20 protein-coding genes and 1 pseudogene are annotated in these 17,762 nt (G+C 69.5%); 11 read left to right on the forward strand and 10 right to left on the reverse strand.

The window, feature by feature from the left end; translation table 11 throughout:
- Window positions 1-127: 127 nt before the first annotated feature.
- Window positions 128-619: a Holliday junction resolvase Hjc gene (gene hjc / locus AOZ13_RS04555; protein ID WP_020222151.1), complete on the forward strand. Its 492-nt coding sequence runs from the start codon at window positions 128-130 to the stop codon at window positions 617-619.
- Here hjc and AOZ13_RS04560 read toward each other — a convergent pair whose 3' ends face one another.
- Window positions 620-1,252, reverse strand: coding sequence for an SWIM zinc finger family protein (locus tag AOZ13_RS04560; protein WP_020222152.1), 633 nt, complete (start codon window positions 1,250-1,252; stop codon window positions 620-622).
- 117 nt (window positions 1,253-1,369) lie between these two features.
- Here AOZ13_RS04560 and AOZ13_RS04565 point away from each other — a divergent pair, with 117 nt between their 5' ends.
- Entirely contained in the window at window positions 1,370-1,573 is a 204-nt protein-coding gene (locus AOZ13_RS04565; RefSeq protein ID WP_020222153.1) for a DUF7472 family protein, read from the forward strand.
- 90 nt (window positions 1,574-1,663) lie between these two features.
- Here the strand turns inward: AOZ13_RS04565 and priL are convergent, their stop codons facing one another.
- Complete coding sequence (priL, locus tag AOZ13_RS04570; protein WP_021779940.1) at window positions 1,664-2,728, reverse strand: DNA primase regulatory subunit PriL; 1,065 nt, start codon at window positions 2,726-2,728, stop codon at window positions 1,664-1,666.
- 93 nt (window positions 2,729-2,821) lie between these two features.
- On the opposite strand from priL, the gene AOZ13_RS04575 reads away from it, so the two are divergent.
- Window positions 2,822-3,403, forward strand: coding sequence for a protein sorting system archaetidylserine decarboxylase (locus AOZ13_RS04575; RefSeq protein ID WP_049933834.1), 582 nt, complete (start codon window positions 2,822-2,824; stop codon window positions 3,401-3,403).
- Here the strand turns inward: AOZ13_RS04575 and AOZ13_RS15625 are convergent.
- The 3 genes and pseudogenes from AOZ13_RS15625 to AOZ13_RS04590 all read right to left on the reverse strand — a co-directional run bounded on the left by AOZ13_RS15625 (window position 3,400) and on the right by AOZ13_RS04590 (window position 5,330).
- Window positions 3,400-4,089 (reverse strand): annotated as a pseudogene (locus AOZ13_RS15625) (uracil-DNA glycosylase). The gene AOZ13_RS04575 and the pseudogene AOZ13_RS15625 sit on opposite strands and share 4 nt — an antisense overlap.
- 40 nt (window positions 4,090-4,129) lie before the next feature.
- Complete coding sequence (locus AOZ13_RS04585) at window positions 4,130-4,381, reverse strand: hypothetical protein (protein WP_020221892.1); 252 nt, start codon at window positions 4,379-4,381, stop codon at window positions 4,130-4,132.
- Between the two features lie 205 nt (window positions 4,382-4,586).
- Window positions 4,587-5,330 (reverse strand): DNA polymerase sliding clamp, encoded by a 744-nt coding sequence (locus tag AOZ13_RS04590; RefSeq protein ID WP_020221890.1) that lies wholly within the window; start codon window positions 5,328-5,330, stop codon window positions 4,587-4,589.
- Between the two features lie 351 nt (window positions 5,331-5,681).
- Between AOZ13_RS04590 and AOZ13_RS04595 the strand changes: the two genes are divergently transcribed.
- Complete coding sequence (locus AOZ13_RS04595) at window positions 5,682-6,458, forward strand: 23S rRNA (uridine(2552)-2'-O)-methyltransferase (protein ID WP_044957725.1); 777 nt, start codon at window positions 5,682-5,684, stop codon at window positions 6,456-6,458.
- 87 nt (window positions 6,459-6,545) lie between these two features.
- Here the strand turns inward: AOZ13_RS04595 and AOZ13_RS04600 are convergent, their stop codons facing one another.
- Genes AOZ13_RS04600 through AOZ13_RS04610 form a run of 3 tightly spaced genes read right to left on the reverse strand, consistent with a single transcriptional unit; the run spans window position 6,546 to window position 9,770 of the window.
- Window positions 6,546-7,259: a queuosine precursor transporter gene (locus AOZ13_RS04600; RefSeq protein ID WP_020221888.1), complete on the reverse strand. Its 714-nt coding sequence runs from the start codon at window positions 7,257-7,259 to the stop codon at window positions 6,546-6,548.
- Window positions 7,252-7,443, reverse strand: coding sequence for a ribbon-helix-helix domain-containing protein (locus AOZ13_RS04605; protein ID WP_020221887.1), 192 nt, complete (start codon window positions 7,441-7,443; stop codon window positions 7,252-7,254). The genes AOZ13_RS04600 and AOZ13_RS04605 overlap by 8 nt, the downstream gene beginning before the upstream one ends.
- A 50-nt stretch (window positions 7,444-7,493) precedes the next feature.
- Complete coding sequence (locus AOZ13_RS04610) at window positions 7,494-9,770, reverse strand: twin-arginine translocase subunit TatC (protein WP_020221886.1); 2,277 nt, start codon at window positions 9,768-9,770, stop codon at window positions 7,494-7,496.
- A 92-nt stretch (window positions 9,771-9,862) separates the two neighbouring features.
- Between AOZ13_RS04610 and tatC the strand changes: the two genes are divergently transcribed.
- Window positions 9,863-11,017 (forward strand): twin-arginine translocase subunit TatC, encoded by a 1,155-nt coding sequence (gene tatC, locus AOZ13_RS14810; protein WP_021779945.1) that lies wholly within the window; start codon window positions 9,863-9,865, stop codon window positions 11,015-11,017.
- A gap of 14 nt (window positions 11,018-11,031) precedes the next feature.
- Here the strand turns inward: tatC and larE are convergent, their stop codons facing one another.
- Window positions 11,032-11,859 (reverse strand): ATP-dependent sacrificial sulfur transferase LarE, encoded by an 828-nt coding sequence (gene larE / locus AOZ13_RS04620; protein ID WP_020222672.1) that lies wholly within the window; start codon window positions 11,857-11,859, stop codon window positions 11,032-11,034.
- A 92-nt stretch (window positions 11,860-11,951) separates the two neighbouring features.
- On the opposite strand from larE, the gene AOZ13_RS04625 reads away from it, so the two are divergent.
- From AOZ13_RS04625 to rpiA, 4 genes are all read left to right on the forward strand, one after another.
- The gene (locus AOZ13_RS04625; RefSeq protein WP_020222673.1) at window positions 11,952-12,284 is read left to right on the forward strand and encodes a hypothetical protein; all 333 of its coding nucleotides are present in this window, start codon (window positions 11,952-11,954) and stop codon (window positions 12,282-12,284) included.
- Window positions 12,285-12,323: 39 nt separating this feature from the next.
- Window positions 12,324-14,312, forward strand: a complete 1,989-nt coding sequence (locus AOZ13_RS04630) for a MutS-related protein (protein ID WP_021779946.1) — start codon at window positions 12,324-12,326, stop codon at window positions 14,310-14,312.
- A gap of 88 nt (window positions 14,313-14,400) precedes the next feature.
- Window positions 14,401-15,522, forward strand: coding sequence for an ORC1-type DNA replication protein (locus tag AOZ13_RS04635; protein ID WP_020222565.1), 1,122 nt, complete (start codon window positions 14,401-14,403; stop codon window positions 15,520-15,522).
- Between the two features lie 57 nt (window positions 15,523-15,579).
- Complete coding sequence (gene rpiA / locus AOZ13_RS04640; RefSeq protein WP_049933836.1) at window positions 15,580-16,281, forward strand: ribose-5-phosphate isomerase RpiA; 702 nt, start codon at window positions 15,580-15,582, stop codon at window positions 16,279-16,281.
- A gap of 22 nt (window positions 16,282-16,303) precedes the next feature.
- Here rpiA and AOZ13_RS04645 read toward each other — a convergent pair whose 3' ends face one another.
- Window positions 16,304-16,471 (reverse strand): DUF1931 family protein, encoded by a 168-nt coding sequence (locus AOZ13_RS04645; RefSeq protein WP_020222877.1) that lies wholly within the window; start codon window positions 16,469-16,471, stop codon window positions 16,304-16,306.
- Window positions 16,472-16,589: 118 nt separating this feature from the next.
- On the opposite strand from AOZ13_RS04645, the gene larB reads away from it, so the two are divergent.
- Together larB and AOZ13_RS04655 are read left to right on the forward strand one after the other, a co-directional pair.
- On the forward strand, window positions 16,590-17,357 hold the full coding sequence (gene larB, locus AOZ13_RS04650) for a nickel pincer cofactor biosynthesis protein LarB (RefSeq protein WP_021779949.1): 768 nt from the start codon (window positions 16,590-16,592) through the stop codon (window positions 17,355-17,357).
- Entirely contained in the window at window positions 17,354-17,608 is a 255-nt protein-coding gene (locus tag AOZ13_RS04655; protein ID WP_021779950.1) for a GIY-YIG nuclease family protein, read from the forward strand. The genes larB and AOZ13_RS04655 overlap by 4 nt, the downstream gene beginning before the upstream one ends.
- The last annotated feature ends 154 nt before the right edge of the window (window positions 17,609-17,762 follow it).

Here is a 17,762-nt window from a genome sequence, read left to right on the forward strand (position 1 = left end):
CGCCGGAACGCGAAGCGTTCCGACACCGGCGCTGTCGCCTCCCTGCGTCGGCGTTCACCGGTCCCGCGGGTACTCCCGATCCCGGTCGCATCGCCCGGTTTATCCCGGGTGAGCGGGGAGTAGCGATATGGTGCGAAACGAGAAGGGCGACCGACGGGAGCGCGAACTCGTCAACCGCCTCGACGAGGCCGGCTTCGCGGTGATGCGCGCGCCCGCCTCGGGATCCGCGACGACGCGCGACCTCCCGGACGTCCTCGCGGGCGACGGGACGGTCTTCTACGCCGTCGAGGCGAAATCATCGGCGGGCGATCCGATCTATCTCACCGGCGAGGAGGTCGAAGCGCTCGTCTACTTCTCGCAGCACTTCGGCGCTAGGCCCAAGATCGGCGTCCGCTTCGACCGGGAGGACTGGTATTTCTTCCACCCGAGCGATCTCTACGTCACCGACGGCGGGAACTACCGCGTGAAGAAGGAGACGGCCCTCGACGATGGCGATACCATCGCGGAGCTGAAAGCCGCCGGCGAGTCGGACGACGACGGTGCGGACGTCGAGGGCGTCCTTCAGGCCGTCGCGCAGGGCGTACTGAGCGTCGAGGAGGCCGCGGAGATGTTGACGTAGCTACCGCGAGAGGGGTTCGAGGCGGCCCCGCGGGAAAGCGTACGTGCGGACGCCGCGCTCGCGGAGGCGCTCCGGTGTCGCGGCCCGATGCGGATAGACGGTCTCGACGACGGCGTCGTCGGAGTCGTATCCGTCGTTCGTCGGGTGAGTGGCGACGGTGTGATCGCCGATCGCGACGTGGCGCGCCCGATCGGGCGACGTCTCCACGACGACGAGGACGTCACCGCGCTCTCGATCGCGGACGATATCCCCGGCGTCGAGCGTACAGTCGTCACAGTAGACCGGCTCGGGCGTCTCGGCGTCGGCGAACAGCGGGTCGCCGCAGGCCGCACAAACGGTATCGCGCTCGTCCGGTGCCGGGACGTAGCGTTCCGTGACGTCGATGGCGACCCGCCGGAGGTGCTTGCAGCGCCGGCCGCGGTAGGCGTGATCCGGGCAGGTACAGGTCCCGGTGACGAGGTCGACCGTGTAGGCCGCGCCGCCGCGAACGACGACGTCGTATCGACCGTCGCCGAGGGCGACGACGGCCATCGGCTCGCTGCGCGCGCGAGCGGCGCGGCTGTCCGTCGGCCCACCCGGATCGAGGGGCGCGAGACCGGGATTCGTGGTGCTGGTGGATTTCGTAGACACCATACGAGCTATTAGGTGGCGAGGAGCCAAAAGGCCATCTCCGCCCGCGGAGCGACTGATACGGGCGATACGGCGTCGTCGGACCGCCACGCTTTTGCTGGCACTCCGGAAACGTGGGGTATGCTCATGGAACGCGAGACCGCTGTCGAGGCGGGCATCACGCTCTGCGCCGTCGCCCTCTTCGTCGTCATCGTCGTCGCCGGCGGCGAGGTGAGTTCGGCCGGACTCACCGAGAGCGGCGCGTACGCCGTCATCGCCGCTATCGTCGCCTTCGTCGTCGTGATGGCCGCAGCGGGCTACTATCTCTCCACGAAACAGGAGTGACGACGCGAGCGTGTCGACGTACCGTCTGTTGAGCCGACCGCATCGGTCTCGCCGCTCCCGCCGCTCACGGATCGCTTCGTGATCCGATCGCTACTCCGCGGTCCCTTCCGTGCCCCGCTCTTCCCGCCAGTCCTCCAGTTCCTCCTCGTCCGCGTCGTCGAGTTTCGCCTCGTAGTAGGAGAGCGGGTGGCTGATGTGCTCGCAGAGGGCGTCCGGATTCACGCAGTCGCCGTACGCCTGCATCGTCGCGCACGACGGCGCGGTGTACTCCGTCGGACTCGACTCGCCCTTGATGTGATCGGTCTGGTAGCGCGTCATCTCCTCGCCGAACCCCGGGTTCACCTCGTAGAGTTCGACGATCTCGTCCGTCGAGAGTCCGATATTGCCCAAGAAGGCCGTGAGCGCGAAGCGCGAGTGGTGCGCGAGGTGGTCGCCGCGCTGAACGGCGTCGAGGAGGTGTTGCATGCAGGGCGGGAAGAGATCGGGGACGACGGTGTCGATCTCACGCGTGAGATCGAGATCGGCGAGCGTCTCGCGGATCGCCGCCACTTCCGCGTCGAGCGCGTCACCGATGGCGTCCGGGACAGATAGGGGAAGGCCCTCCCTCACGCGCTCCTCGACGGCTTCGCGGAGCAAGTCGTCGAGTTCGGGTTCGCTCACGGGGACGTCACCGCGATCGAGCGCGCGATTGGCGAGGCGCCACTCGTCGCCGCGCAGCGAGGACGCGTGGCGGAGGTAAGCCGCGACGCCGACCGCGAATCCGCCGTCGCGCCGTGGTGTGACGGCAGCGCCGAGGTCGAACTCGCGGAGGACGGCGGTCCGCGTGATCGCGGCGCGCCCGTCCTCGCGCCCGAAGTCCTCGCGGAAGCGATCGGCCGCCCGCGACGCCTCGGCTTCGGCGTAGTAGCGCGTGCAGACGTTCTCGTCGACGATCGAGACGATGACGCGCGCGACCGGATAGGAGAGGAGTTCGACCCGGTCCGAGTGGGCGGACTCGCCGACGTCGCGCTCGGTGATGGCGGACTCGACGCGCTCGGCCGCGCGCTCGACGACGGCGTCCTCCGCGCGGACGACCTCGACGAGATCCACGCCCGCCTCCTGAACGGCGCGACGGGCGTCACCGAGGAACGGGTATCGGGCGTGGCGGCGTTCCATACGAAACGTGGGTGGGGGCGGACGCCGATAAACCGCCCGGTCTCCCGCGTCCGGACCGCAAGAGGGTTCCCCGCGCCCACCGCACCGTCGGGTATGCGCCTCGCGTCCGGCGCGCGGCGGTACGCCGTCCCGCCGCTCGCGCTCGCCGTCCCGCTACTGTTCGTCTTCGCACCCGCCGGTCTCGCGTGCGCCGCGGTCGGCTTCTTCACCCTTTGGTTCCACCGCGATCCCGAGCGCGAGATCGCGGACTCGGGCGTCGTCGCTCCCGCCGACGGCCGGGTGAGCGTGTGCAGAACCGAGAGCGGTCGCGTCCGCGTCGGCGTCTTCATGAACGTCTCCGACGTCCATGTGAACCGCGCGCCGCTGGGGGGGGTCGTCGCGTCCGTCGATCACCGCCTCGGCGCTCACCGTCCCGCGTTCTCGAAGGACTCGGAGAAGAACGAACGCGTCCGAATCACCACCGATAGCTACGAGCTCGATCTGATCGCGGGCGCGTTCGCCCGCCGCATCCACCCGTCCGTCGAACCCGGTGACACCGTCGCGCGCGGCGAACGCGTCGGCCACATCTCCTTCGGGTCCCGCGTCGACGTCCTCCTCCCGCCCGAATACGGCCGCGAGGACGTCGACGTCGCCGTCGGCGAACAGGTGACGGCCGGCGAGACCGTGATCGCCTAACGGTAGTCGTCGATCAGCCGACCGAGTTCGCTCGCGTACTCTTCGCAGTCGTAGCCGAGCCGCGAGAGCCACATGTGCTGGTAGGCGGGGTGGAGAACCGGGACGACCGTCACGCCGAGAGACGGACCCGAAACGGGATCGAGGACGGCCTCGATGAAGCCATCGAGGTCGCGACCCGCCGCGTCGAAGAGCACCGACGTCGCGCGTCTGCCGATCGTGACGACGACTGCGGGGTCCACGGCGTCGAGTTCGGTTTCGAGGTGCGAGAAGCAGTTCGTCAGTTCGTCCGCGCGCGGCTCGCGATTCGGGCCCTCGCCGTCCGGCGGGAAGCACTTCACGGCGTTCGTGTGAACCTGCCCCGAGGTCAAGCCTCGGGGTCAAGCCCCGAGGCACTCTCCCTTGATACTGTAGAAGCCCTCATCGTGGCCGCTGTCCGCGAACAGCTCGCGGACGATCCTGCCCGAGTGGCGCGCCGTGTACGCCATCCCCGTCCAGTTGCCGCCCTTCCAGAGTCCCTCCTCGGGCGTGCCCGCGCCCGGCGCTTCGCCGACCGCGACGACGTCCGCGTCGAGGGGGCCGTTCCCCCACGCGATGTGCTCGCGGGCCTCGACGAGGGCGGGACAGCGCGCACACCCCGGTTCGACCGGGTAGGCGTCGTCGGCGTCGGGGAAGGCGGGATCGCTCATGAGCGGGGAGAGGTGCCGCGCGTGAAAGAGCCGTGCGATCTCAGCGCTCGTCGGCCGGCAGGCCGCCCGCGAACAGCGACGCGAGCGCGAAGACGAACGCGAGGACGCCGGTCCCGGAGAGCACAAGCGAGACGAGATACCGGAGGTCGGGCGCGAACGCCGCCGCGTCGCCACCCATCGGCGTGTGCCCGAGGACGTTCGCCTCCGGGACCGCTACGACGTAGAGGGGATTGGCGAGGCAGGCGACGGCGACGACGAAGAGGGCGCCGGCGAGCGCGTACGAACGGTGCACGGGGACAGGTAGAGGGTAGGGATACGTGGCGTTGTCGGGTGTCAGTGCGCGCGTTCGTCGCCGATCTCGCGGCGGGTCTCGATGAGGACGTCGGGATCCAAGTCGAGCCCGTACTCGTGGTACGACCCACGGCAGGCTCTCCGAATCCATCGAAGATACGCGAGAGTGAGAAACAGCAAAACCACTAAACGCCCCGTTTCAGGCCTTATTCCGACTGGATTCGAGGAGCTAGCATGAAGCTGACAGATCCCAACCCTTCCGCGAAGTCGAAGTGCATCTTGACGGGGAACTCCTCGCCGAGTTCGAGGGTGATTTCGGCGTCCTTCGAGAGCGCCTTGTTCATGTCCTTGAGGTAGTCGAGGCTGAAGAGCGAACGCGCGTCGCCGGCCTCGAGGTCGATGAGGTCCTCGCGTTCGAGTTCGAGGTGGACGTCGTCGGTGTCGCCCTCGGCGTCGACGTAGAAGAGTTCGCGTTCGGCGTCGACGCCGAGCGCGATGTGGTCGGAGACCATGTCGGCGGCGCGGACGGCGCGGTCGATGTCCGCGCCCTCGACGACGACCTGTGCGGGGAGGTCGAGGTCGGGGAGGTCGGGTTCCTGTCGGATACTGTCGGGGTCGATGAGCGCGAGGGTGTATTCGAGACCTTCGATCTGGATGTGGAGCTTCCGGGTCTCCTCGTCCAGTTCGAATTGGACGAGCTGGCCGGCGTCGGCCATCCCGGCGATGTCCTCCAGCCGCGAGAGATCGACGCCGATGAGTCCGCCGTCGGCCTCGTAGGACTCGAAGGCGTCCGCGGAGAGGGTCAGGTCCACCATCCCCACGTTCGCGGGGTCGACGGCGCGAATCTCGATGCCGTCGTCGTTGAGGTGGATCTTACACTCGTCCACCAGCACGCTCACGGAGTCGAGCGTGTCCCGGAGCGTGTCGGCGCTCACGATCGCCTTGAACATCTTGCCCGTCGGTAGGACTGGCCCGCATAATAAACCCCCGGATGCGCGCGCACGCGTGAAGGCGAACGTCGCGGCGGGTGGTGCGACGGGACGGCGTCCGGCTTGGAACGCGACGGCGAGTCGGCTCTCGGCGTCGAACACGCCGACGGAGAGAGCGTGGACGGGCAATCCGCCGTCGCTGGAGATCGTGGTAGCGCACCTCTAGCACGAGTTGACGGACCCCGGAAGACACGCTGGATCCCGGTCCGAATCCGTCCGACGTACCTTTCCCCTTCGGTCCCGTTCTCGGGGGTATGAACGCGGACACGACGCCCCGCCCCGGGGCGCGAGACGGAACGAGTGGTGAGCGCGATGGCCGGTAAGGACGAATACTACAACCGGGCGAAACAGCAGGGGTATCGCGCGCGCTCGGCGTACAAGCTGAAGCAGCTCGATCGGGAGTTCGATCTCATCGGGCACGGCGACACGGTGGTCGACCTCGGCGCGGCGCCGGGCGGGTGGCTCCAAGTCGCCGCGGAGGAGGCGGGTCGACACGGTCGCGTGATCGGCGTCGACTTCCAGCGCATCGACGCCGTCGAGCGCGGCGACGCGCCCGTCGAGACGATCCGTGGCGACATGACGGAGGACGAGACGAAGGCGGCGATCGCCGAGGCCGCGGACGGCCGCGTCGACACCGTCATCTCGGACATGGCGCCGAACATGACCGGCGAGTACAACCTCGATCACGCTCGATCCGTCCACCTCGCGCGCCAAGCCCTCGAAACCGCGACCGACCTCCTCGGCGAGGGCGGGAACTTCGCGGTGAAGGTCTTTCAGGGGCAGGACCTCGACGGCTTCGAGGACGACGTCGCGCGCGAGTTCGCGTTCTCCCGGCGGACGAGTCCCGACGCCTCGCGGGAGTCCTCCTCCGAGGTGTACGTCGTCGGGAAGAACAGGCTCACCGGGCCGGTTCGCGTCGGCGACGTGCGCGACGTCGAGATCACGGGCGTCGGCGAGGAGGGCGACGGCATCGCGAAGGTCGAGGGGTTCACGCTGTTCGTCGCGGGCGTCGAGGAAGGCGACGAGGTCCGCGTCGAGGTGACGGACGTGAAGCCGCGTTTCGGCTTCGCGGAGCCGATCGAGGAGTAGGCTTTTTTCACTCCGCCGGGTGGGCGGGGAACGGACAGCGCGAGCGGCGATCACCGAGAGCTGTGAGTCCCGAGAGCGGACGGGACGCTACTTCGCCGGACTGATTCGACCCGTATCCACGCGTTCGCCGAGATAGCCGACGACGGCGTAGACGAACGGCGTGTCGCAGAGGGCGATGAGGAGCTTGAGGAGATACTGACCGACCATCAGCGACGCGAGGACGGCGCCGGGGAGGGGATGGCCGCCGAGGAGGGAGGGTGCGAGCCAGAAGCCGACGCCGACGAAGATGACGGTGTCGATGGCCTGACTCGTGGCCGTCGAGCCGATGTTGCGCAGCCAGAGGTGCGCGCCGTCGGTGCGGCGCCGCAACGCGTGGAAGACGACGACGTCCCAGTTCTGACTGACGAGGAACGCACAGAGCGAGCCGGCGACGATGCTCGTCGAGGAGCCGAGGACGGTCGCGAACGTCTCCGGGTCGACGGAGGATGACGCGGCGGGCGCGTAGATGGTCGACCAGACGAGCGCGAGCAGGACGAAGTTCATCGCGAAGCCCGTGTTGACGACGACGGTGGCGGCCCGCCGGCCGTAGAGTTCGCTGTAGCAGTCGGTCGCGAAGTAGGTGACGGCGTAGGCGAGCGCCGCACCCGGCATCACGAGCGTGCTGCCGGTGACGGGGAGCGAGACGGGGACGTGGAAGGCGAGGATCTTCGAGGCCGTCAACTGCGAGGTGACGAGCGCGGTGACGAAGAGCGCGACGAGGACGACGCGACCGGCCGCGAGCGAGGACTCGCCGTCACGCATCGTCGTCCCGCCGCTCGTCGTCGAGGCGCCCGTGGCGGGCGTCGATGTCGTCGAGGACGTCGAGGGTCTTGCGCAGCGAGGCCCGAACGGCGTCCGATCGGTTCACGAACTTCCCGTCGTCGCCGACGTGCTCGTCGAGGTCGTCGAGGAGCTCTTGGGGCACGTCGACGGATATCTTCGGCATATCGGGATGTTTGCGGGCGAATAGTTAAACGACGCGTTCGTTCGCGCCGCTCAGACGGGGCGCTCCTCGGTCTCGGCGTCGGTGGATGTCGCGCCGCCGCCGCCGCGACGGCCGCCGAGCGTCACGATCCAGAGACCGGCGAGACCGACGAAGAACGCGATGGCGATCGGCGCGCCGACGACGACCATCGTGTAGAGGCTGTCGGGCGTGACGAGCGCGGCGAACGCGAACGCCCCGAGGACGAAGACGCGCCAGCGGCGGCGCATCGGGTTGTATCCGATGACGCCCGACCAGTGCGAGAGCCACATCGTCACCGGCACGGCGGCGAGGAGACCGATGCCAGCGGTCGTGAGGAACACCAGCCACAGGAAGTCGCTGATCCGGTAGCTGATGACGACGTTCGCCTGCAGGGCGTCCCGGACGAGATAGGAGATGATCGACGGCGCGACGTAGAGGTACCCGAGGACGCTCCCGGCGACGATCGTGACGGCGATGGCGCCCGCCCAGACGCTGACGACGCCGCGGCGCGCCGAGATGAATCCCCGCTCGCGCAGCGCCGGCCAGAGGAAGAAGAGCACGAGCGGGAACGTGGCGACGACGGCGATGACGGTCGAGAGCTTCACGGAGAAGATCAGCGCCTCGACGGGATGGAGTGCGACCGGCCAGCCGAGCGCGTCCGGGTTCTGTCGGAGGACCTGCTCGGGAATGCGCCCGATGAAGTCGTTGCGCACGAAGCCGAGTCCGCCCTGATAGAGGAACGCGAAGACGCCCGCGAGGACGACCATGAACCACCCGACCAGCCAGAAGAGCCGCGAGCGCAGGCTCGCGACGATGAACCGGATGTCGTGGTAGTAGCCGCCGATGTCCTCCTCGGTCGTCTCTTCCTCCGTGAACGCGTCGAGCATCCCCGCGCTCGTCCGGGAGAAGACGCTCCCCGACTCCGATTCGCCCTCCGCGGTCTCCCCTTCGGCGCCCTCGCCGGCCGCGTGCTCGTCCGATTCATCCTCTCCCTCCTCCTCGCTCTCCGTCGCTTCGCGGCGTTCTTCGGCCTCGTCGAAGCGATCGAGGATCGCGCCCGCCTTCTCCTTCTCGCCGGTCTCCATCGCCTCGTTCGCGAGTTCGAGGGCCTCCTCCTCGTCCATCGCGTCGAAACGCGCGTCGGGGGCGGCGCGCACGCCCGCGGCGTCGAGGACGTCGAGATTCAGGTTCTCCGGCTTCGGCGCCTGCCCGCCGTAGACGGCCGACTCCGCCCGCGCGGCCGTCGCGATGGCGTCGTAGACGGCGTAGCAGAGCGCGATCACGAGCGCGACGAGAGCGAAGACGGCGCCGCAGAGCGCGAGCGAGGCGTCGGGACCGAGGCCGACGAGCCGGGTGGCGGACGGCACGCTGTACGCGGAGAATCGGCCGATCGTCCGATTCAGGAGGGTGACGCCGCCGTAGCCGAAGAACGCGTAGCCGACGAGGAAGCCGACGACGGCCGATCCGGCGAGGACGTTCCATCGCCCGCGCAGTTCGCCCCGGAGGTCGATGCGTTCGCTCCCGCGGCGGGCGAGCGTCACGAGCTTCGCGAGGTAGAGGCTGACCGCGTAGAGGAAGAGCAGCGGCACCGCCCACATGATCTGCGTGAACGGGTCCGGCGGGGAGAACACCGCGCCGAAGACGAAGATGAGGACGACCGCGTGCTTCCAGTACGCGCGGAACGTCTCGTAGGGGACGACTTCGAGGTAGGAGAGCGCGGTCATCACGAGCGGGAGCTGGGCGGCGACGCCGAACGAGATGGCGAGCACGAGGATGAACTGCGTCCACGCGACGATGGAGTACATCGGCTTGATGTTCGCGCTCATCGCGTTCCCCGCGAGGAACTTGAACATCAGCGGGAAGAACAGCTCGTAGGCGTAGGCGATGCCGACGACGGCGAGGCCGATCGCGACGACGGCGGCTCCGACGAGATGCCGGATCGACACCGAGACGTCCGGAACGATGTCGCGTTCGGCCAGCGGCGCCTTCGCGTAGTAGAGCAGGATCGGGAGCGCGAGGATGACGCCGACCACCATCCCGATCTTCACCTGCAAGAGAATGACGTCGAACGGCGTCTGAAAGATGACCTCGACGCTCGACCCGAGACCGAGTTGCCTGATGAGATCGCGTTTCAGCGCCGGCCAGACGAACCAGCGCATCGCCATGATCCCGCCGAAGAGGCCGACGACGAACGCGATGAAGACGACTTGGAGGCGCTTGCGGGCCGCCCCGATGAAGACGCCGAGCGTCTCCCGGCCGGTGTCGACGGCGCGGGCCGTGTCCTCACTGATGACCCCCGAGTCGCTCATTTGTGTCCGGTAACCGGTTTCACGTTATCAATCTTCTCGTCGCTACCCAAAAGAAAGCCTATAACGCCCGCGTCGCCAACCGTAGGCAGAGAATGGGAGACGGAGACGCACCGGACGGCGCCGACGGCGAGGGCGACGCCCCCGCGGACGACGAGGACGTCACCCGTTCGGAGTCGATCGACGCAGATCCCGTCGAACCCGCCGTCACGGACGTCGATACGGCCGACGACGGTCCCGACAGCAGCGATGAAGCCGACGTCGCAGTCGACGCGGACGCCGACGCGGCCGGTGACGCCGCGGCCGACGAAGCGGACGCCACCGACGAGACCGCGGCCGACGAAGCGGACGCCACCGACGGCGGATACGCCGACCCGCCGGACGCCGTCCCCGACACCGGCGAGCCGTCCGTCCCGGACGAGGGTCCGACGGTCGACGACGACCGCGCGCTCGTCGACGAGGACGCCGTCGACGACCCGTTCGTGGAGGAGGACGCGGGGATCGGAATGGGGGACGGCCCGGCCAGCGACGAGGAGCAACCCATCGCGGTTCACGTCGAGGAGATGGTGCGTCGCCTCGGCATCGTCGTCCTCATCGCCGGCATCGTCAGCGTCCTCTGCTTCCCGTTCGGTGACACCCTCATCACGGTCATCTGGGACGGCGTCCTCCCCGCGAGTTCGACCGCCCAGCCGCACATCTACGCGCCGCTCGAACTCATCGTCACGCAGTTCAAGGTCGCGTCCATCGCCGGCGTCGTCGTCGCGCTCCCCGTCATCGTCTACGAGACGTACGCGTTCATGCGGCCCGGTCTCTACCCCCACGAGCGGCGCTACTACCTCGCCGCCATCCCGACCAGCCTCGTCCTCGCCGTCGTCGGCGTCGTCTTCGCCTACTTCGTCGTCGTCCCGAGCGTGATGTCGTACTTCCTCTACTACTCCACGGGCGTCGCGAACGCCGCGCTCGCGCTCGGATCGACGTTCAACCTCATCCTCGTCCTGATGGCCTACCTCGCCATCGTCTTCCAGATCCCGCTGTTCGTCATGCTCGCGATCATGATGGGACTGACGTCGCGGCGGTGGCTCGCCGACCGGCGCCTCCTCTTCTGGGGCGCGTTCGCCGGTCTCTCCTTCATCGCCACCCCCGACCCCACCGGCGTCGCGCCCGTCGTCGTCGCCGCCACGATGATCGTCCTCTTCGAGGGGACGTTGTTCCTCCTCCGGTGGACGGAGCGCTCCCCGACGCCGAGCTAGACGTCGGCCTCGCCTCAGTCGTCCGCGTCCGCTGTCTCGTCCGCCGGCGAGACGCTCCCCGTCCGGTAGCCGTGCAGGTCGAGCGTCACGTGGTCGAAGCCGACGTCCGAGAGGTGTTCGCGCGCGGCCTCCGCGAACGCGGGCGTGAGCGCGACCTCCAGTTCCTCCGGCGCGACCTCGATGCGCGCGAGACCGTCATGATCGCGGACGCGGAACTGCTCGAAGCCCCACGTGCGGAGCAGCGTCTCAGCCTTCTCGACGCGCGAGAGCTTTTCTTCGGTGACCTCGATCCCGGTCGGGATGCGCGAGGAGAGACACGCCATCGAGGGCTTCTCGGCGACGCTCAGACCGTACCGATCGGCGATCTCGCGGACTTCGTCCTTCGTGATATCGTGCTCCAAGAGGGGGGAGTAGGCGTCGAGTTCGTCGACGGCCTGCAAGCCGGGGCGATGACCCTCGCCGGGATCGGAGGCGTTCGTACCGTCGCAGACCGTGGCGATGCCGAGGTCGCGGGCGGCCTCGAACATCTCGGAGAGGCGCATCGTTCGACAGTGATAACACCGCTCGTCGCCGTTCTCGACGAAATCGGGATCGTCCAGCTCGCTGAATTCGACGAGCTCGTGGCGGATGCCGATCTCGTCGGCGACGCGCTTCGCGTCCGCGAGTTCGGCCTCGGGGAGCGTCTCGCTCTTCGCGGTGCAGGCGACGGCGTCGTCGCCCAGCGCGTCGTGCGCGATGGCGGCGACGACGGCGGAATCGACCCCACCGCTGAACGCGACGAGCACGCCGTCGCGCTCCGCGAGGGCGTCGCGGGCCGCGTCGAGTTTGGTCTCGACGGTCATACCCCATGTGTTCGCGCGCCGGCGCCTTCCGTGTACCGATCGCACGAACCGTGACGGGCGTTTTAAGCCGCACGGGCGCGTCGGAACGCCCGATGTGGGACATCGAGGACGTCGCGCGCTGGGTCGCCGGCCGCGCCGTCTGGTGGACGTTCGCGGCGCTCGCACTGCTCGTCCTGACGCACGCGCTCGTCGGCACGAGTGGCTCGCTCGGGATCCTCGGCGTTCCCGGGTCGCCGCTCGTCCGGGTGGCCGGGGAGGCGTTCGCCGCATTCGGTCTCGCGACACGCGGCGCGCGCTGGGCGCTCGGTCTCGTGATCGCCTGCTATCTCCCCGCGCTCGTCGTCGGGGCGATCATCCGGGCGGTCGCCGCGGCGTGGCGCTGGCGGAAGGGCCTGCTCTACCCGGAGCGCTACTCGCACTTCTGAGGGCGAGGCTTTTTTCGGAGGGCGCCCAAGTCGGAGGCGATGGAGTTGGAGGACGTGCCCGGCGTCGGCGCGAAGACGGCCGAGCGGCTCCGCGAGCTGGACGAACCCGTGGAGACGCTCCGGCGCGGGGACGTCGCCGCCGTCGCGTCGCTCCCCGGTATCTCGACGGGACGGGCGGCCCGCATCGTCCGCGGCGCGATCCGCGCGCGACACGACGACCCCGGCGGGTTCCTCGCGACCGACCGCGCTCGGGAGGTGTCCGACGCGGTGCTCGGGCTTCTCCAAGAGCGGGCCGTGACGACGCACGCGAAACGCCGCCTCGCGACCCTCTACCCGACGGCGTCGGCCTCGCGTATCGCGGAGGTGTCCGCGTTCGCCGAGCGGGCGCGCGAGCGGGAAATCGATCCGGCGGTGCTGGACGCGCTCGCCGACGTCTCGCCGGTCGAACGCCCCGGTGACGTCACCGTTCGAGACCGCTGTCTCGCGACGGCGGACGCGGAGACGTACCGGGAGGCGCAGGCGGCGTTCCCCGAACTCTCCGTCGAAGTCGTCGAGGACGCGCGCGGCCTCGCGGACCTCGCGCGCGGCTACGCCTCCGTCGTGGCGCTCGACGAGGCGTTCGCGGGCGTCGCCGTGGAGGGCGACGTCACGGTGGATCCACGGGCCGTCGAGCACCCCGAGGAGCACGTCCCGGAGCGGACGCTCGCGTTCTTCGCGACGAATCGTGCGTCGCTGCGCGCGGCCGCCGCCGTCCACCGGCGCGCGGGCGTGGAGGCACCGATCGAGCTCGACACTCTCGAGGACGCCCTCGACGATCTCGCGGCGGACGGGAGCGTCGCGGGCGACGAGGAACTCGGACGGCTGAGCACCGCTGTCGACGACCTCGACGCCGCGGTCTCGACGGCCGAGTCCGTGGCGAACGACGCGCTTCGCGGAGCCATCGAGGAGCGCGACGTCACCATCGAGGGCGCCGATCTGCTCTCGCTCGTCGAGCGCGGCGCGGGCGTCGACTCGCTGCTCTCGCGCGAGCTGGCGGACGAGTACGCCGCGGCGATCGGGGCGGCGCGCGAGCACGTCGCGGACGCGCTCGCGCTCCGGGACGACGAGATCGAGATCGCGACGCGGATCTTCGGCGACGAACCCACGTATCCCGTCGAGCGCCGCGAGGAGGCGGTGTCGCGACTCCGCGAGGAACTCGTCGCCGAGCGGGACCGACGCGCCGCGAAACGCAAGCGGGATCTCGCCGGGCGCCTCGCGGACCTCCGGGCGGGCGCGACCGACCTCGTGCGCGACGCGCTCGAACTCGACGTCGAACTCGCCGTCGCGCGATTCTGCGAGGAGTACGACTGTACGGCCGCGGAGCGCGCCGGGACGGGCTTCGAGATCGAGGGCGGTCGCTCGCCGCTGCTCGACGTGGCGTTCGACGAGGTCGAGCCGGTCGACTACGGAGTCGATGGCGTCGCGCTCCTCTCGGGGGTGAACTCGGGCGGGAAGACGAGTACGCTCGACCTCGTCGCCGTCGTCGTCGTGCTCGCGCACATGGGGCTGCCGGTGCCCGCCGAATCGGCGCGCGTCCCCGCCGTCGAGGAACTGCACTACCACGCGAAGAGTCAGGGGACGCTGGACGCCGGCGCGTTCGAGTCGACACTCCGGGATTTCGCGGCGCTCGCTGGCGGCGCGGACGCGAAGTGCGTGCTCGTGGACGAACTGGAGTCCATCACCGAACCCGGGGCGTCGGCGAAGATCGTCGCCGGGATCCTCGAAGCGCTCCACGGCGCGGGCGCGACCGGCGTCTTCGTCTCCCACCTCGCGGGCGAGATCCGGGGCGCGGCCGACTACGACGTCGACGTCGATGGCATCCGCGCCGTCGGTCTCGAAGGCGGCGAGCTCGTCGTGGAGCGCTCCCCCGAGAAGGACCTGCTCGCGCGCTCGACCCCGGAGCTGATCGTCGAGAAGCTCGCCGGCGAGAGCGACGATCCGGGGTTCTACGAGGACTTACTGGAGAAGTTCGGGGCCGACGGGACGTAGGGCCGCGTCGGCCCGCGAGGGCGGCGCGTACGGTCGTCGCGGGCGGGGCGGCGAAGGCTTATGTGGCGTGCGACCCCACGTCTCGGCGATGGCCGACGACTCCGGCGGGATGCTGTCGTGGGACGAGTCGGTGTTCCGCGACGAGCACGTCTTCGAGATCGACTACGTGCCCGAGGCGTTCCGCCACCGCGAGTCCCAACTCCAGACCCTCCAGTACGCCCTCCGTCCGGCCGTCCGCGGAAATCGGCCGCTGAACGCGATGGTGCGCGGGCCGCCCGGAACGGGGAAGACGACGGCCGTCCAGAAGCTCTTCGGCGAACTCGGGAGCCAGCCGGGCGTCCGGGCCGTCCGCGTCAACTGTCAGGTGGACGCGACGCGATACGGGGTCTTCTCGCGGGTGTTCCAGTCGATTTTCGACTACGAACCGCCCTCATCGGGCGTGTCGTTCAAGAAGCTCTTCGGACAGGTCGCGGACCGCCTCGTCGACGAGGAGGAAGTCCTCGTGGTGGCGCTCGACGACGTGAACTACCTCTTCTACGAGAACGAGGCCTCCGACACCCTCTACTCGCTGTTGCGCGCTCACGAGACGCATCCGGGCGCGAAGGTCGGCGTCGTCCTCGTCTCCTCGGACACCGGCCTCGACGTCGTGGAGGCCCTCGATGGGCGCGTCCAGTCCGTCTTCCGACCGGAGGAAGCCTACTTCCCGGTCTACGACCGCGAGGAGGTCGCGGACATTCTCGGCGAGCGCGTCCGCATCGGGTTCCGCGACGGCGCGCTCCCGATGGCCGTTCTCGACCGCGTGGCCGAGCAGACGGCCGACGCCGGCGACCTCCGGGTCGGCATCGACATGCTCCGGCGCGCCGGTCTCCACGCGGAGTCGCGAGCCTCCACGACTGTCGAGGTGGAGGACGTCGAGGCGGTGAGCGATCGCGCGCGGAACCTCCGCCTCGCCCGCGACATCGAGGCGTTGACCGACGTCGAACGCGAGTTGCTCCGGACGGTCGCCGAACGCGACGGCGAGCGAGCGGGCGACGTCTACGACGCGTTCGCCGAGCGAACGGACCTCGGCTACACCCGCTACACCGAACTCGTGAACAAACTCGACCGACTCGACCTCATCGACGCGCGCTACGAGAGCCTCGACGGCCGCGGTCGCTCGCGGACGCTGACGCTCGCGCACGACGCCGAAACCGTGGAGCGTCGGCTGTAGGTGGAGAACGGGGCTGTCTCCGCGTCGTTTTTGGCGCGTCGGATACAGGTGGCGGGTATGAAACGCAGCGGCGGGAGCGAGACGGCGAAGCGACGCGCCGGCGAGCGGGCGGTCGACGCGGTGGACGACGGCGACGTCGTCGGACTCGGAACGGGGAGCACGGCGGCGCACGCGATCCGCGCGCTCGGGCGGCGCGTGGACGCCGGTCTCGACGTGTCGGGCGTGGCGACGAGCCTCCAGTCGCGCGAGCTCGCCCGTGAAGCCGGCATTCCGCTGACGTCGCTGGACGCGGTCGGGAGCGTCGACGTGGCCATCGACGGGACCGATCAGTTCGATCGAGAGACCGGCGCGCTGATCAAGGGCGGCGGCGCGGCGCACGCCCGCGAGAAGGTGGTGGACGCCTCCGCGGATCGGTTCCTCGTCGTCGCGGATCCCTCGAAGGCCGCGCGCGGGCTGGACGCGTCGGTACCGGTCGAGCTACTGCCGGCGGCCCGCCGACCCGTCGAGAGCGCGGTGCGCGATCTCGGCGGCGAACCGACGCTTCGGGCCGCGGAGCGCAAGGACGGACCCGTGGTGACCGACAACGGGAACCTCGTGCTCGACTGCGCGTTCGGCGCGCTCTCGAACCCCGGAGCGCTCGCGACCGACCTCGCGCGCGTTCCCGGAGTCGTCGCGCACGGACTGTTCGTCGACCTCGCCGACGCGGTGCTCGTCGGTACCGAGGACGGCGTCGAGACGCGCAGCTACGGGTCGGAATAAACGGGAGAGAGAGGGAGGTGCCTTACAGGTCGCGCGGCTGGACGGTCTTGCGACCGTTCTCTTCGGCGCGGCGGGCGGCGTCGTCGAGGAGATCCTCGACCTTCTCGTCGAGCGCGTCGTAGAAGTCGGATGCGACGTTCTTCTCCTCGAGCGCTTCCTTCACAGCGGCCTTAACGATGAGGTCTGCCATACGGCGTTTGCTTTACTGGCCTCGTTAATAAGGCTTCCCATAAATTGACGTGAGAGGGCCGTCTATCGGGGCCTCGGGAAGCGAAACCCATCTGTATTTGGGGGTCGACATCCCGTTTATGCGAGACGTGCTCGAACGGGTGGCCGCCGGCGAGCTTTCGGTCGCGGAGGCCGAGGCGGCGCTCGCGGGATACGCGACGACGGATGCCGGGCGGTTCGACGCCGCCCGCGAGACGCGCCGCGGCGTCCCGGAGGCGATACTCGCCGAGGGGAAGACCGCGGCCGAAGTCGGGGCGCTCGCCGCGACGGCGGTCGAGACGACGGGCCGCGCGCTCGTCACGCGCGCCGACGACGAACGGCGGGCCGCGGTCCGGGCGGCGATGGCGGAAGACCACCCGGACGCCGACGTCACGGTCGACGAGCGTTCGCGCCTCGTCGTCGTTCACGGACCGGCGTTCGAGGCGCCCGAACTCGACGCGACCGTCGGTCTCGTTTCGGCGGGGACGAGCGACGCCGTCCCGTTAGGCGAGGCTGACGCCGTCGCGACGGAGATGGGCGCGCGGACCGAGCGCGTCGAGGACGTCGGCGTCGCCAGTATCGCGCGCCTCCTCGACCGCGTGGACGACCTTCGGGCGTGCGACGTCGTCGTCGTCGCCGCCGGGCGCGAGGGGGCGCTCCCCACCGTCGTCGCCGGCCTGCTCGACGCGCCCGTGATCGGTCTCCCCGTCTCCACGGGATACGGGCACGGCGGGAACGGCGAGGCCGCGATGCTCGGGATACTCCAGTCCTGCACGGTCCTCTCGGCCGTGAACGTCGACGCGGGGTTCGTCGCGGGCGCGCAGGCCGGCCTGATCGCTCGCCGAATCGGAGCCGCACGCGGTGAGTGACGGGCGTGCACCACGTCTACGTCCTCGAGTGTGCCGACGGCACGTACTACACGGGCTACACGACGGACGTCGAGCGGCGGGTGCGCGAGCACGACGCGGGCGAGGGGGCGAAGTACACGCGCGGGCGGACGCCGGTCGAACTCGTCCACACGGAGTCCTACGCGTCGAAGAGCGAGGCGATGAGCCGGGAGTACGAGATCAAACAGTTCTCGCGGGCGCGAAAGGAGCGACTCGTCGCGGGCGAGACGTAGCGCATCGCCTCGCGAGTCCTGCGTGCGCACGCATCGCGAGGTATCGGCGTTTCGCCCCGCGTTCACGTTCGCACTCGCGGATCCACGATGCGGGGGATGGAGACCGCTATTCGGGCTTCAGACCGCCGTCCTGCACGCGCATCACGGCTTCGCC

It is taken from the genome of Halarchaeum acidiphilum MH1-52-1 (genome assembly GCF_000474235.1).
GTDB lineage: Archaea > Halobacteriota > Halobacteria > Halobacteriales > Halobacteriaceae > Halarchaeum > Halarchaeum acidiphilum.

Coding starts and splice junctions, on each gene's coding strand:
- AOZ13_RS04575 (WP_049933834.1), top strand. CDS start 2,822: ATGCGCCTCGCGTCCGGCGCGCGGCGGTACGCCGTCCCGCCGCTCGCG.
- AOZ13_RS04610 (WP_020221886.1), bottom strand. CDS start 9,770: ATGAGCGACTCGGGGGTCATCAGTGAGGACACGGCCCGCGCCGTCGAC.
- AOZ13_RS04605 (WP_020221887.1), bottom strand. CDS start 7,443: ATGCCGAAGATATCCGTCGACGTGCCCCAAGAGCTCCTCGACGACCTC.
- AOZ13_RS04635 (WP_020222565.1), top strand. CDS start 14,401: ATGGCCGACGACTCCGGCGGGATGCTGTCGTGGGACGAGTCGGTGTTC.
- priL (WP_021779940.1), bottom strand. CDS start 2,728: ATGGAACGCCGCCACGCCCGATACCCGTTCCTCGGTGACGCCCGTCGC.
- larE (WP_020222672.1), bottom strand. CDS start 11,859: ATGACCGTCGAGACCAAACTCGACGCGGCCCGCGACGCCCTCGCGGAG.
- AOZ13_RS04560 (WP_020222152.1), bottom strand. CDS start 1,252: ATGGTGTCTACGAAATCCACCAGCACCACGAATCCCGGTCTCGCGCCC.
- rpiA (WP_049933836.1), top strand. CDS start 15,580: ATGAAACGCAGCGGCGGGAGCGAGACGGCGAAGCGACGCGCCGGCGAG.
- AOZ13_RS04565 (WP_020222153.1), top strand. CDS start 1,370: ATGCTCATGGAACGCGAGACCGCTGTCGAGGCGGGCATCACGCTCTGC.
- larB (WP_021779949.1), top strand. CDS start 16,590: ATGCGAGACGTGCTCGAACGGGTGGCCGCCGGCGAGCTTTCGGTCGCG.
- AOZ13_RS04625 (WP_020222673.1), top strand. CDS start 11,952: ATGTGGGACATCGAGGACGTCGCGCGCTGGGTCGCCGGCCGCGCCGTC.
- AOZ13_RS04590 (WP_020221890.1), bottom strand. CDS start 5,330: ATGTTCAAGGCGATCGTGAGCGCCGACACGCTCCGGGACACGCTCGAC.
- AOZ13_RS04645 (WP_020222877.1), bottom strand. CDS start 16,471: ATGGCAGACCTCATCGTTAAGGCCGCTGTGAAGGAAGCGCTCGAGGAG.
- hjc (WP_020222151.1), top strand. CDS start 128: ATGGTGCGAAACGAGAAGGGCGACCGACGGGAGCGCGAACTCGTCAAC.
- tatC (WP_021779945.1), top strand. CDS start 9,863: ATGGGAGACGGAGACGCACCGGACGGCGCCGACGGCGAGGGCGACGCC.
- AOZ13_RS04600 (WP_020221888.1), bottom strand. CDS start 7,259: ATGCGTGACGGCGAGTCCTCGCTCGCGGCCGGTCGCGTCGTCCTCGTC.
- AOZ13_RS04595 (WP_044957725.1), top strand. CDS start 5,682: ATGGCCGGTAAGGACGAATACTACAACCGGGCGAAACAGCAGGGGTAT.
- AOZ13_RS04630 (WP_021779946.1), top strand. CDS start 12,324: ATGGAGTTGGAGGACGTGCCCGGCGTCGGCGCGAAGACGGCCGAGCGG.